At 67.5% G+C, this 14,658-nt stretch carries 4 protein-coding genes; all 4 read left to right on the forward strand.

Going from position 1 to position 14,658, the window contains the following annotated elements; translation table 11 throughout:
* Nucleotides 1-1,455 (forward strand): putative porin (locus tag Q0D45_RS04295; protein WP_293389035.1); only part of this gene is annotated, 1,455 nt, incomplete at its 5' end.
* Entirely contained in the window at nucleotides 1,442-2,110 is a 669-nt protein-coding gene (locus Q0D45_RS04300) for a hypothetical protein (RefSeq protein ID WP_293389038.1), read from the forward strand. The genes Q0D45_RS04295 and Q0D45_RS04300, both read left to right, overlap by 14 nt.
* Complete coding sequence (locus Q0D45_RS04305; protein WP_293389041.1) at nucleotides 2,107-2,601, forward strand: YbjN domain-containing protein; 495 nt, start codon at nucleotides 2,107-2,109, stop codon at nucleotides 2,599-2,601. Before Q0D45_RS04300 ends, Q0D45_RS04305 begins: the two co-directional genes overlap by 4 nt.
* Before the next feature lie 75 nt (nucleotides 2,602-2,676).
* Entirely contained in the window at nucleotides 2,677-14,625 is an 11,949-nt protein-coding gene (locus tag Q0D45_RS04310; protein WP_293389044.1) for a filamentous haemagglutinin family protein, read from the forward strand.
* Nucleotides 14,626-14,658: the final 33 nt, after the last annotated feature.

Below are 14,658 nucleotides of genomic sequence, written 5' to 3' on the forward strand. Positions count from 1 at the left end.
AAGCCCGCCGATCCCAAGGATCCCAAGAACCGGGTGCGGGTGATCTATCTGCCGGACTCGGAAAAGCAGCGCATCCGCGAAGAGCTGAAGGACGAAGTGCTGGCCACCGCGCGCGCCGAGAACTGGGCGCAGCCTTCGGCGCTGCCGGAGTGGATCAAGAACATCAAGCTCGATGGCGATCTGCGCTTGCGCGAGGACGTGATCCTGCTCGACAAGGACAACGACCCGTTCCAGATCAACTACCAGGCGATCAACAGCGGCAGCCCATACAACGTCAGTTCGAGCGCGGTCAACCAGCCGCTGCCGCCGCTGCTGAACACCACCGAGGATCGCCAGGCAACCCGCTTCCGCCTGCGCCTCGGCCTGCTCGCCAATGTCTCTGACGACATGTCGGCGACCGTGCGTCTGACCACCGGCAACACCGTCAACCCGCTGTCGCCGAACCAGACCGTCGGCAATGCCAACAACAAGTTCCAGCTGCTGATCGATCGCGCGTTCCTGAACTACCACCCGCTGGCCGGCCTGAACCTCTATGGCGGGCGCATTCCCAACCCCTGGTTCGGCACCAATCTGGTCTGGGACGAGAACCTCGGTTTCGATGGCCTGGCGACCCGCTACAGCCACGGCATCGGCGAGAACGTGACCGCGTACAGCACCTTCGGCGCTTTCGTCATCGAGAACACCGCCTTCGATTTCCCTTCGACCAGCGCCCTCAAGGCCGGCAGCCGCGATGCCTCGCTGTTCGGCTTCCAGACTGGTGTCGACTGGAAGGTCGACGACGGCCTCACTGCGAAGGGCGCGGTGGCCTTCTACGACTACGAGAACCTCGACGGCGAACTGTCGTCACCTTGCACGGCGCCGACCAACGCCTTCTCCTGCGATACCGACGAAAGCCGGCCCACCTTCGTGCAGAAGGGCAACACGCTGTTCGCGCTGCGCGACCCGCTGCTGCTGACCTCGACCGATCCGCAGTTCCAGTACTTCGGCCTGGCTTCCAAGTTCCGGATTCTCGATGTCAACGGCGAGCTGGACTACCGGATCGGCGGGCCGCTGCACGCGATCTTCAATGCCGATGTCGCCTGGAACACCGCCTACGACGCCGGCAAGGTCAACGCCCGCAGCCCGGTCAACAACTTCGACGCCAGCGACAACTATCGCGGCGGCGATCTCGCCTATCTGGCGCGCTTCAAGATCGGCTATCCGGACATTGCCGAACGCAATCAGTGGAACCTGCTGGTCGGCTATCGGCGACTGGAAACCGACTCGGTGGTCGATGCACTGACCGATGCCGATTTTCACCTCGGCGGCACCAATTCCAAGGGCTATTACGTGTTCGCCAACTACGGCTTCTCGCATCGCGCCTGGTTCACGATCAAGTGGCTGAGCGCCACCGAAGCCACCGGCGCGCCGTATGCCGCCGACCTGCTGCAGCTCGACATCAATGCGCGCTTCTGAGGCCGGCACCATGCGTTCCGCGATCCGCCTGAAAGCTGCGTTTGCCGTGCTGCTGCTGAGCGCGGCACCGGCGGTGCTGGCCCAGGCGAGCCTGGAAACCAAGCTGCGCGATCAGCTGCGCCAGACGACGTTGGCGCTGCGCGAAGCCCAGGCGCTGAACGCCGAGCTGAAGCAGAAGGCCGATACTGCGACTGCCGAAGCCGCCGCCGCGAAAGCCGCACCAGCGCCGGTCGCAGCCGATCCCGAACTGACCGCCAGCCGCAGCGCGCTGCGCAGCGAACAGGCACGCGCTATTGCCTTGCAAAGCCAGCTCGACGAGGCGAAGAAACAACTCGCCGCCGCCCAGACGCAGACCGCCGCCAGTGCCGCGCTGATCAAGCAACGCGAAGCCGAACTGCAGCAGCGCAGCGCTGAACTGAAGGACGCCGCCAGCCGCAATGCGCTGCTCGACAGCCGCAACGCCGCGCTGGTCGACATCGGCACCGAACTGGTCGAGCGCTACCAGCGCAAGACCGTCTGGGACGCGATGAAGGACCGCGAACCGCTGACCGGCCTGCACCGCGTGCAGTTCGAGACGCTGGTGCAGGACTACCGCAACCGCGTGCTCGATGCCGCCGCTTCCAACCCTTGTCCCATCCCCGCTGCCGCGCCATGACCGATCTGATCCGTACCAGTGTTTCGCCCGAAGACCTTGCCGACGTGCTGCGCAAGACCGGCTACCGCGCCGCCGTCGTCGAGCCGCAGGGCGGCGGCCAGACGGGCGGCCCGGTCGGCCCGCAGGTGCAAAGTGCTGCGCAGGGGCTGGGCTTCTTCATCGGCTTCGGCAATCCGCTGCCGGCCAGCGATGCGGCGCTCGGCGGCTCGCGTCACTACGTCGATTTCGCCTTCCATTGCTGGCTGAACATCGAAGGCGAACTGCGGCCGGATCTGGTCGATGGCTGGAATCGCGGCAAGCGCTTCGCACGCCTGTTCCATCAGGCACCGCTGCTGGTGCTGTCGATGGACGTGGTGGTCGCCGGCGGCGTAGCCGAAGGCTTTCTGATCGCTCATTGCGAGCTCTGGGATCGCATCCTCCAGGACTTCATCGCTCATCTGCGGCTACCCAATGCGGCCACCGGCGCAGCGGTGGCCGGAGCCGCCGCATGAGCCTCGCTGACGGCGCGGCTGCCGTGTCACGGCAGTGTCAAATGAATGTCGTGTTGACCGGCTAAAAGTGCTGCCGTGAAAAACCGCCTGACTCTCGATCCGTCCGTGCCCGTTCAAACCATCGGCACGGACGTGACGCTGCGCCTGTCGACGCGCGGCTGGCTGCAGCGTTGCGCCTGGGCCAGCGGCATGGGCTTCAGCCTGCTGGCCGGCAGCGCCGCGGCGGCGCCGTTCGGCAGCGCCCAGTACTTCCAGAGTCGCGGCGTCACGGCGGCCAATCCCGGCGCACCGGTGCCGACATCGCGCGTCGATCCGGTCACCGGTGTCACCGTGGCCACGCCACAGCAGGCGCTGATTCGCGCCAATCGCTCGATCGCCAATCTCAGCCGCGCCGCCGAAGCACTGGCCAGCGCGCAGGCGGCGCAGAGCGCTGCGCGGCAACTGGCGCTGAGCGCGCCCGCCAACCCGGTCACTGATGTGCCGAATGGTCTGGCGCCCGGCGGCCTGCAGGTCGCGGCGTCGGCGATCAACCAGTTGTCGACCTGTGCAGCAACCAATACCTGCGCCTGGCAGAACGCCAATCTGCCGGTGCAGACCAGCACCGGCGCGCAGACCACGGTCACCGTCCAGCAGACCGCGAAGAAAGCGATCCTGAGCTGGGATTCGTTCAACATCGGCCGCGAAACCACGCTCAATTTCGATCAGCGCGCCGGCACCCAGGCCGACGGCAGCAATGACTGGATCGCCCTGAACCGGGTCGGCGCCAACGCCTCGCCGAGCCGCATCCTCGGCCAGATCAAGGCCGATGGCTCGGTCTATCTGATCAACCCGAACGGCGTCATCTTCGGCGGCAGCAGCCAGGTCAACGTGCACTCGCTGATGGTGTCGAGCCTGCCGCTGTACCTGACCGCCCGGCAGACCACGCTGCGGCCCGGCGACGATCCCGTTTACCTGGCCGAATCGAATCGTCTGTTCCTGGAAACCGGTCTGAATTCGACCAGCACCGGCACTGCCAACGGCAACATCCTCGGCCTGAATTCCGGACAGAACGTGCAGCTGAGCACGCTCGGCGCCCTGCCCGGCGACATTCGCATCGACGCCGGCGCCAGCATCGCCACCACGGCGCTCGGCTATTCGCTGATCGCCGCGCCGAACGTCAGCAATGCCGGCACCGTCAGCGCTGTCGAAGGCCAGGTGATCGTCGCCGCTGGTGTCGGCGTCGGTCTGCGCGATGGCGCCACCGGCTCGCTGCAGCTGAAGCCGGTGCTCAGCGGCCAGGTCAGCGATGGCAGTGCCGATGTCACGCCGAGCGGCCAGATCGTCAACAGCGGCCTGATCCAGTCCCGACGCGGCGATCTGAGCCTGCTGGCGCGCAACATCGACCAGCAGGGCGTGCTGATCGCGACCACCAGCGCCACCCGTGCCGGCAGCCTGAACCTGAGCGCACTCGATCGTCAGGCGCTCGATTCCGACATCTCGCGCAGCGGCACCCTTCGGCTGTCCGGCGATTCGGTGACGGCGCTACTGCCGGACGCGAATGGCGAAACCACCACCTCCAGCTCGGCAGCCGATCGCGTGTTCCAGGCCGGCACCGCCAGCCTGCGCGGCGGCGCGATCACCCTGGACCGCGGCGCGCTGATCGAAGCACCCGGCCAGAACGTGCAGCTGGCGGCGCTGGTCGGCGCGATCAGCGACGGCACGCTGCCGATGCCCGGCCGCGTCTATCTCGAAGACGGCTCGATCATCGATGTCTCCGGCCTCGCCGACGTGCAGCTGGCGATGGCGGTCAACCTGATCAGCATCAATCGCCTCGGCCTCAACGAACTGGCCGACTCGCCGCTGCAGCGCCTTGGCGTGCTGTTCGGTGCGCCGATCACCGTCGACAGCCGGGTCACCGGCACTCGCGACGACGGCACCAGCTATGTCGGCACGCCGGTCGCCAATGTCGGCGGCTTCGTCGATGCCCGGCCACGCGGCATTTCGGAACTGCTGCAGAACGGCGGCACGCTGACCCTCGCGGGCGCCGAAGTGGTGACCCGCGCCGGTTCCTCGCAGAACCTCGACGGCGGCTACCTGCACTATCTCGGCGGCATCATCGAGACCACCCGCCTGCTGGCTGCGAACGGCGCGGTGATCGACATCGCCGATGCCGATCCGAACCTGCAGTACATCGGCATCGCCGGCCGTTTCGATGACGAGCATCCGCGCTGGAACGTCACCAATACCTACACCAATCCGCTGATCGCCAGCGTTGGCGCGCGCTACGAGAGCGACTATCTCAAGGGCGGCAACGCCGGCACCCTGAACGTGTTTGCCAGCCACGCGGCCGTGCTCGATGGCGACATCTCGGCGCAGGCCTATACAGGGCGTCATCAGGTCGCCGATGCGCGGATGCCGAGCGGCGGTCATTTCAACGCCGGCGCCGGCGCTGGCAATGCGCTGATCGACAGCGTCGACTCCGGGCGCAGCTATGTGATCACCGACGTGGCGCCCGATCTCGGCACGCTGATCCCGGGCTTCGATGCGACCACGGCGCTGCCGGTCTCGACCTCCGCCGCCAGCGACACCGGCAATCTGCAGAACTGGATCGCGATCCCCGGCGCCGAGCTTGCTGCAGCCGGTTTCAGCACCATCAACATCGCTGCCGACACGCCGTCAGGCCAGGGCTTCGGCGGCGAGATCGTGGTTGCCGATGCACTGCGCGTGCAGCCCGGCGGCAGCATCAGCCTGACCGGTTCCCGGGTCACCGTGCTCGCCGACCTGACCGCGACCGCCGGCAGCATCAGCGTCACCGCGACCGGCAATACCGATATCGCCGGCAGCAGCCTGCGTCCGGAGGGCACGGCCGTGACCCCGATCAGCGGCGATGTCGTGATCGGCGACGGGGTTCAGCTGTCGACGCGTGGCCAGTGGATCAACGACGCCCTGAAGGGTGAAGACGCCATCGCCGGCGGCGCTTTCGTCAACGGCGGCAGCATCAGTCTCGGCACTCTGCAGGCGTCGCTGCTGCAAGGCGCTGGCAGTGCCGCCTGTCCGGAGACTGCCTGCTTCGTCGACAACACCGGCTCGGTCCTGCTCGGCAGCGGCAGCCTGCTCGATGTCTCCAGCGGCGGCCGGGTGCTGCCTTCGGGTGCGCTGGCCAAGAGCAATGGCATCGTCCGCGGTCGCGGCGGCAGCATCGCACTGGAAACCTACCGGCTTTCAGGCAACGAGCAGTTCGGTACCACCAACGGACTGGAGCTGCCAACCACGGCAACGCTGCCAAGCGCTGGCCGCATCGTCTTCGGCGGCGAGCTGCTGGCTTACGGCTTCTCCGGCGGCGGCAGCCTGAGCCTGCGCGCGCTCGGTTTCCACATCGGCAACAGCGATGCGAATCAGGGGCCAGCCAAGGCCTGGGACACCGTGCTGCCCGCCGATTTCTTCACCGGCCAGGGCTTCGGCAGCTACCGGCTGATCGCCGAGTACGACGCGACGATCACCGCCGGCTCGGTGCTCAAGCCGCAGCAGTTCAATTTCATTCCCGACGAAGCGGCGCTGCTGGCGGCGCAGACCGGCATCGATCTCTACGATCCGGCCTATACCCGCATCGGCGCGCTCGATGATTTCCATCGCCAGGCGACCAACTTCGAGTTGTACGCCGGCGATTACCTGAACTGGCGCGGTGCGGGCACGCCGGCGCCGCTGCCCGATTACTCGGCAGCCGGCGTCACCGGCACCGTGCTGCTCGACCGCGATGCCGCGATCCTTGCCGACGCGCGCGCCACGGTGACCCTGGGCTCGAATCATCAGGTGACCGTGCTCGGCAACATCGTCGCCCATGGCGGCGCGATCACCTTGACCGCGGACACCGCGAGCGGTGGCTACGCCCAGGTGCCGGGTCGCATCGATTTCCCCTACATCGACGGCAGCAAATCGGTTTTCCTCGGTGCCAGCAGCTTGCTCGATGCCTCGGGCACGACCTTGCTCGATCCGTTCCAGCAGCCGATCGTGGCCGCCGACGGCAGCCTGACGACGCCACGCACCGGCAGCGTGCTGGCCGGCGGCAGCGTCACCCTGAGCAACGACACCGGCTACGTGATCGCGCTCGGCGCAGACGGCCAGCCGAACGGTTCACACGGTGCCCGTATCGATGTGTCCGGCAGCGCCGCCGTACTCGACCTGCGCTCCGACACCAGCGGTACTGGCTACCTCGCCAGCACCGTCGCCAGCGATGCCGGCAGCATCCGCCTCGGTGCCGGCGCCGGACTGTACTTCGATGGCAGGCTGCTGGCGCAGCCGGGCAATGGCACGCTGCTGGCTCAACCCGGCGGCAGCGGTGCACGCGGTGGCAGCCTGAGCATTGCGACCTTGCTGCCGACCGCCAAGGTGACCGCGCTGACCGCAGCCGGTCAGAGCTATGCCGGTGCCACGCGGCTGGTGCTGCGCGAGAAGCCGATCGAGTTGCCGGCTGGGGCGCTGACGCCGGGCATGACCGTCGAAGCCGATCTGCCGGCGCCGTCCGGCGTGCTCTATTTCGGTGTCGATCGGCTCGATGGTTCGGGCATCGACTCGCTGCTGCTCGGCGTCGACCCGAGCCTGAACAATGTCAGCACGCCGCGCAGCATCGTCTTCGCCAACAATCTGAGCCTGAATCTGGGCCGCTCGATCATCGCCAACGCCTCGAATTTCGTTGGCCAGAGTGGCGCCGACGGTCTTTCCTCGGTGAGCTTGAACGCGCCTTACGTGGCGCTGCACGGCTATGCCAACACCGGCGACTACGGCAATACAACATCGCTGCCGGCGCCAGTACCGGGCGTGCAGCTGACCATCAATGCCGCGAACATCGATCTCGGTGGCCAGTTCAATCTGCGCGGCTTCGGCGACGCCCGCTTCAACGCGACGGGCGATATCCGCCTGCTGACGCCAGCGCAGTTCGATTTCTACCGCAACGTCACCGCCAACCCCGGTGCCGCGACCGCAGTGCCCGGTGCGCTGTTCAGCGCCGGCAACCTGACGTTCCAGGCCGCCCAGCTTTATCCGGCGACCGGCAACAGCTTCATCATCAGCGCCGTGGGTGCCGAAGGTTTCGTCGACGGTATTTCGACCGGCCTCGCCGATACCACGATCCGCTTCCTCGGCAATGAGGCTTCCGCGACGGCAGCCACGCCGCTGTCGGCCGGCGGCAGCCTGCTGGTCAATGCCACGCTCATCGAGCAGTCCGGCACCTTGCGCGCGCCCGGTGGCCAGATCCAGCTCGGCGTCGCCGATCCCTTCGATCCTGCCGCGCTGGCGCTGTTCAGCTTCCCGGCCAGCAACAGCAAGGGCGACCCGATCACCGCCCAGGTGCCGCTGGTTGCGACCCGCTCGGTGCGTCTGGCCAGCGGCAGCATCACCTCGGTATCGCTGGACGGTTTGATCGTCCCTTACGGCCGCACCGTCGATGGTCTGAACTACAGCTACAACGCCGCCGCCAATACCGACTTCGCTGGCCAGCTGGTTGCGCCGGTGCTGTCGGCACCGCCGGAAAAACGCCTGGCGATCAGCGCCGCAGCGGTGACCTTGGACAGCGGCGCCACCGTCAATCTGGCCGGCGGTGGCGATCTGCAGGCGGCGGAATTCGTCGCCGGCACCGGCGGCTCGCGCGATGTGCTGTCGAGAGTCAACACCAGCTACGCCAGCGGCACCGCGCAAGCACTGCCGCTGTACGCCGATGGCCGGGCGATCTACGCGATCATCCCCGGCTATGCAGGCGCAGCGGCCTACGATCCGGCGCTGGTCGCCGGCAATCCGCTGATTGGCCAGCAGGTCTACCTCAGTGGCATTGGCAGCGGCATCGACGGCCTCGCCGCCGGCGTCTACACCTTGCTGCCGGGCCAGTACGCAGCCGTGCCGGGCGCCTTCCGCGTCGTTCAGGACACGCGTGCGCTGGACAGCCTGGCCACCGAGAACAGCCGCCTGGCCGATGGCACCCTGCTGGTCGCCGGCCGCTATGTCGACCAGTACAGCGGTGCCCAGGACAGCCGCAGCACGGCGTTCTTCGTGCAATCGATGGACACCTGGCGGCAGTACTCCGAATACAGCTTCACCAGCGCCAACAAGTTCTTCACCGACGCTGCCGCGCGCAATGGCAAAGCGACACCGCGCCGGCCGGTCGATGCTGGCCAGCTGGTGCTGGCCGCCACACAAACCCTGAGTCTCGGCGCGACCCTGAACACCGCCGCCGGCATCGGCGCCGATGGCGTCAGCGGCGCTGGCGGACTGGTCGACATCGCTTCGCAGCGCCTGCAGGTCAGCGCCACCGGTGGCGTGGCGCTCGAAGGCTATGTGCAACTGGTCGCCGGTGATCTCAGCGCGCTCGGCGCATCGAGCCTGCTGATCGGCGGCAGCCGCAGCCACAGCGACGAAGGCGACCGCATCGCCGTGCTTGCCGACAGCGTCATCATCGACAACAGCAGCGAAGCGCTGAGCGCACCGGAAATCATCGTCGTCGCCGGTGTCGGCACCAGCGATACCGTCAACGCCGGCATCGTCGTCGCCGACGGTGCCACGGTACGCGCCAGCGGCTCCTTGCCGGCCGCGTCCGCCGTCGGCCTGCTGATCGGCTCAGCCGCCGATGGCGATCTGCCGGCGGTCAGCGGTGACGGTGCGCTGCTCCGGCTGTCGAATGCAGGTGCTGTGACCGTGACGCGCAGCAATGTCGGCCGGGCGCCGGTCGGCACGCTGAGCATCGGCGCTGGCGCGAGGCTGTCGGCCGATCTCGCGGCGGCGACAACGACGGCCACCGGTTCGGTGACCCTGGATTCCTCGGGCCGCACCCTGGTCGATGCCGATGCGCGCTTCAGCGCCGCAGCGATCGACGCCAATGCCGGCCTGGTCAGCTTCCTCGGCGATGGCGCAGTGCTGCCGGATACCGATACTGGCTTCGTCGTCGGCAGCGGCACCCTGGCCCAGTTCGCGGCCTCGCGGCAGGTCACGCTGCGCAGCCGCGGCGCGATCAACTTCATCGGCAATGTCAGCGCCGCGCTCGACGGCGGCCTGGCCTTGAGCGCCGGCAGCTTCAGCAGCGATGGCGGCACGGTCGCGCTGAAGGCGACGAGCTTGAGCTTCTCGAATGATCTCGGCGCCACCGTGCCCGCCGCCGTTTCCGGCTCGGGCTTGCTGAAGCTGAGTGCCGACGAAATCGTCTTCGGCGCCGGCAGCAAATCGCTGAACGGCTTTGCCTCGGTCGATGCCACGGCGAACCAGGGCGTGCGCCTGCAGGGCGTCGGCAATTTCGACTTCGGCAGCGCGCCGGTGAATCTGGCCACACCTTTGCTGATCGCCGAAACCGGTGCCGACAATCGTCTGGCAACAACGGGCGCACTGAACCTCAGCGGCATCGCCGGCGCCACGGCGCTGACGGCGGCACCGGTCGGTGGCTCGGGCAGCCTGGTCGGCGGTTCGGTGAGCATCGATACCGCGTTGCAGGCGCTTGGCGGCAAGCTCGACGTTCAAGCCACTAGTGGCGATCTGCTGATCGGCAGCAATGCGCGGCTGTCGGTGCGCGGCGCGGCGAAGACCATCATCGACGTCACCACCTACGCCCAGGCCGGCACGCTGAATTTGAGTGCCGACACCGGCGGCGTGCAGGTCGCGAACGGCGCGCAACTCGATTTCGGCGCTGCCGACGATGGCCGCAATCGCGGCGGCGATGCCGGCGCACTGAACATCGACGCCGCCGGCATCGTGCAGCTCGACGGCACGCTGCGCGGCAACGCCAGCGCCGGCTTCCTCGGCGGCAGCTTCTCGCTCGATAGCGGCAGTGCCGTGGCGCTCGACACCTTGGCGAGCGGCCTCGCCAACAGCGGCGTCGATCGCACGATCACGGTGCGCAGCCGCAGCGGCAATCTCGAACTCGGCGCCGGCAGCAGCTTGCGCGCGGCCAGCGTTTCGCTGACTGCCGATGGCGGAACCGGGAGCTTGGACAGCAGCAACGGCAACGTCCGGATCACCGGCACCATCGACGCCTCCGGCGACAAGGGCGGCGATATCCGCTTGTTCGGCCGCAGCGGCGTCGATGTCGAAGGCCGTTTGATCGCCACCGGCAGCCGCAGCGACAAGCGCGGCGGCACGGTCGCGATCGGTACCTCGGGCAGCGGCGACGGCACGCTCAACGCGGCCTACGGCTACCAGAACGTCAGCGCCGCAAGCTCCGGGACGATCACCCTCGGCAGCGGCGCGCTGATCGACCTGCGCGGCGGCACGTCCGGTGGCTTGTCCAACGGTGCTCTGAGCCTGCGTGCACCGTTGCTGTCCGATGGCGACGTTGGCATCAACGTGCTGCCGGCAGCGCAGATCCTCGGCGCTCGCGACATCTCGCTGGAAGCCTATGCGACCTGGAGCACCACCGACGCCGGCACCGGCACGCGGCACTTCGACGGCATCATCGATGCTGCCGGCGACTACAGCCCGACCGGCGCCTTCCTGTTCGCGACCCAGCCGCGCAACAGCGATCACAGCGGCTTCTATGTCGACACCTTGCAGGCTTACGTGCAGGCGCCGGGCTTCAGCTTCGAGCCGCGCTTTGCCGGCCTGAGCAACATCGTCGTGCGGCCGGGCATCGAGCTGGTCAACCCGAACGCGGCGGTCAACGGTGGCGACATCCAGATCGCCAGCAACTGGAATCTCGCTGCCGGCACGGTCGACAGCAACGGCAAGCTCAATCTCGCCTATCGCTACAAAGGCCAGGTCGCCCCGGCGCTGACTTTGCGCGCGGCCGGCGATCTCGATGTCTTTGCCAGCCTCAGCGACGGCTTCTTCCAGTACAACAATCCGGTCGACATCGACGGCTCGGGGCCGGACAACTCGGCCTCGCCGGATTCGACCTTCGGCAATCCGCTGCCGATGTCGGCCGCGGCGCTGTTCGGTGTGCAGACCGCCGCCGATGGCAGCCCATATTTCGCCGATTCGAGCAGCTACCGCCTGGTCGCCGGTGCCGATGTCGGCAGCGTCGATCCGCTGCGAGTCGCAGGTACTGCGGAGCGCGCGGCGGCGGGTATCGGCAACCTTGATCCTTCCACCGGCACGACTTCAGCAGCTGGCAGTCTCAGCCTCGATTTCCACGTCAGCGGCTTCGTGCCGGTGCGCAATCGCGCCGGTGCCATCGTCAACTTCGCCAACGTCGTCGAAGGCGTGATGATCCGTACCGGCACCGGCAGCATCGACATCGGCACCGCGCTCGATGTGGCGATCCGCGATACCACCGCGCCGGGCGTCATCTACACCGCCGGCCGGCGTTCGATCGACGACCTCGCGACACCATCCAGCGCCGTGGCCTACACGCGCGGCCGTGGCCTGCCAGCAGTACTGGTCAACTCGACGACCCATCCGGAAGCCGCCGGCGACATCAGCATCAACGCCGGCCGCGACATTCGCGGCATCCAGCAGGTGGGCGACGACGAAGAGCGCAGCGGCAGTTTCCGCAACAACCTGAGCCAGTACTGGTGGCCATGGCTGCAGCGCGACTGCATCTTCACCGGCATCTGCACCGCGCAGGCCGCCGGCTCGTCGCTGAACTACAGCAACTTCGCTCAAGGGCTGCTCAGCGCTGGCGGCGACATCACGGTGAGTGCTGCGCGCGATATCGCGGACCTGTCGGTCTCGGCGCCGATCACCACGCGCATCGACGGCAGCGGCGCCAACCGCAGCAGCAGCATGGTCGGCGGTGGCGACATCGAGATCAGTGCCGGACGCGATCTGCTCAGCGGGGCTTACTACGTCGGCAATGGCAGCGGCCGTCTGCGTGCCGGCCGGGCGATCGCCAGCGATCTGAACAACAGTGCCGGTGCCGCGATCGCCACCCTGCTGGCGGTACAGGACGGACGCTTCCAGGTCAGCGCGGCCGGCAATGTGGCGATCGGTGGCGTCTTCAATCCGAGCTATCTGTTCAGCAATTTCGACGGCGAGGCGTATGCCACCGATGCCTCGGTGAGCATCGTCAGCAGTGCCGGCGATATCAGCTTCAGCCGCACCCTCGGCGAGTTCGGCTACGGCAGCGGCTTGTCGTTGGCTGCGGCCTATCAGTACGTCACGGTGCCGACTCTGGAACTGTTCGCGCCGAACGGCGGCATCAGCGTCGGCGCCGGTGACGGCATGGAGCTGTATCCATCGGCCACCGGGACCCTGAGCCTGATCGCCGAAGGTCGCGTGCAATTGTTCAACCCGGGCGGTACGGCGAACGCGTTCTTCGGCTTGATCGATGCGCCGGCAACGCTGTTGCCGACTGCCTTGAATCCCTTGTCGGCCTTGAACCCTGCCAACTCGGCACGGCTGACGAGCTTGATCGGCAACGACGTCAACGCTGCGTTCCGCTTCCATACCGCAACGCCGCTGCACGCGGCGGACGCCGAGCCGGTGCGCATCTACAGCGCCAGCAGCGACATCATCAACGGCAACGATGTCGGCGCCGGCACCCTGCTGATCTCGGTCGACAAGCCGGCACTGATCCTGGCCGGGCGCGACATCGTCGACCTGAGCTTCATCGGCCAGAACCTGTACGCCTCGGACGTGACCCTGATCCGGGCCGGCCGCGATCTCTACAACACGCCGCTGCAGCCGGGCCGCTCGGTGCCGTTCATCGAACTCGGCGGCCCCGGCACCCTGGCACTCGAAGGCGGCCGCGACATCGGCCCGCTGAGCTCGGCCAATGACGCCGCGACCCTGGGTCTGCTGCCGCCGGGAACGCTGCGCTATCCCGGCGTGCGCACGGTGGGCAACGTCAACAACGCCTATCTCGATCGCGCTGGCGCGAACATCTCGGTCAGCTTCGGCATCGCGCCCGGCGTGGCACTCGACAAGTTCGCGACGACCTATCTCGATCCGGCAGTCGGCCATTCCGACAGCGACATCGCCGATCCGATCGGCACCCGCAGCTACAGCGCCGAACTGATCGCCTTCGTGCAGCAGATCGACGCCGACAACGCTGCTCGCAGCGGCCAGCCGGTGTCGGCGGAAAGCCTGTCGCCGGAAGCGGCCTACGCCCGTTTCGAAGCACTGCCGGACGTGCAGCGCAGCCAGCTGATCCAGACCGTGCTGCTCGACATCCTCGATCGCACCGGCCTCGACTACAACAAGCTGCCGCGCGGCCTCGCCGATCCGCAGACCGCCAGCAACAGCCTCTACGCCGGCCAGTACGGTCGCGGCTTCGCGGCGGTGGAGATGCTGTTCCCGGGCCAGTCCGGCTACACGCAGAACGATCTTTCCGGCGGCTTCAACGGCTCGCTGACGCCGATCGCCACCGGCAATTTCGACCTGCGCGGCACCAGCGTGCAGACCCAGCGCGGCGGCGATATCTCGATCCTCGGGCCGGGCGGCAATGTGCTGGTCGGCAGCGTCTCGGCACCACCGCTGGTCGCTGCGACCGCGTTCTCGGCCAGCATCGGCCCGAACAACCAGGGCCTGCTGACCCTGCAGAAAGGCTCGATCGACATCTTCACCGACCGCAGCGTGCTGCTGGCCCAGAGCCGCATCTTCACCGAGCAAGGTGGCGACGTGCTGATCTGGAGTTCCAACGGTGACATCAACGCTGGCCGCGGCGCGCGCACGGCGACCGAAATTCCGCCGCCGGAATTCCTTTGCGATGTCGACCACTTCTGCCTGGTCAACGCCGAATCGCAGGTCAGCGGCGCCGGTATCGCCGTGCTGCAGACCCGGCCGGGCGATCCGAGCGGCACCGCCAATCTGGTGGCACCAACCGGCACCGTCGACGCTGGTGACGCCGGCATCCGCGTCTCCGGCTCGCTGAACGTGGCCGCCAACGCGGTGGCCAACGCCGGCAACATCTCCACCGGCGGCGGCTCCACCGGCGTGCCGACCGGTGCCGTCAACGTGTCCGCAGTGGCTGCTGGTTCCGCGGTCAGCGCAGCGGTCAATCAGAGTGCCGACGGCCTCGCCGGCGGCCGTCCGCAGCAGACGGCGGCCAACCAGATCACCGTCGAAGTGCTCGGTTTCGGTGGCAGCAGTGGTGATGAAAACGACGAGGAAGAACGGCGCAAGCGGCGGCAATAGCAGTTACTCCGGGCCGACAACAGCGGCCACCCG

Origin of the sequence: Nevskia sp. (assembly GCF_023266035.1) — a bacterium.
GTDB lineage: Bacteria > Pseudomonadota > Gammaproteobacteria > Nevskiales > Nevskiaceae > Nevskia.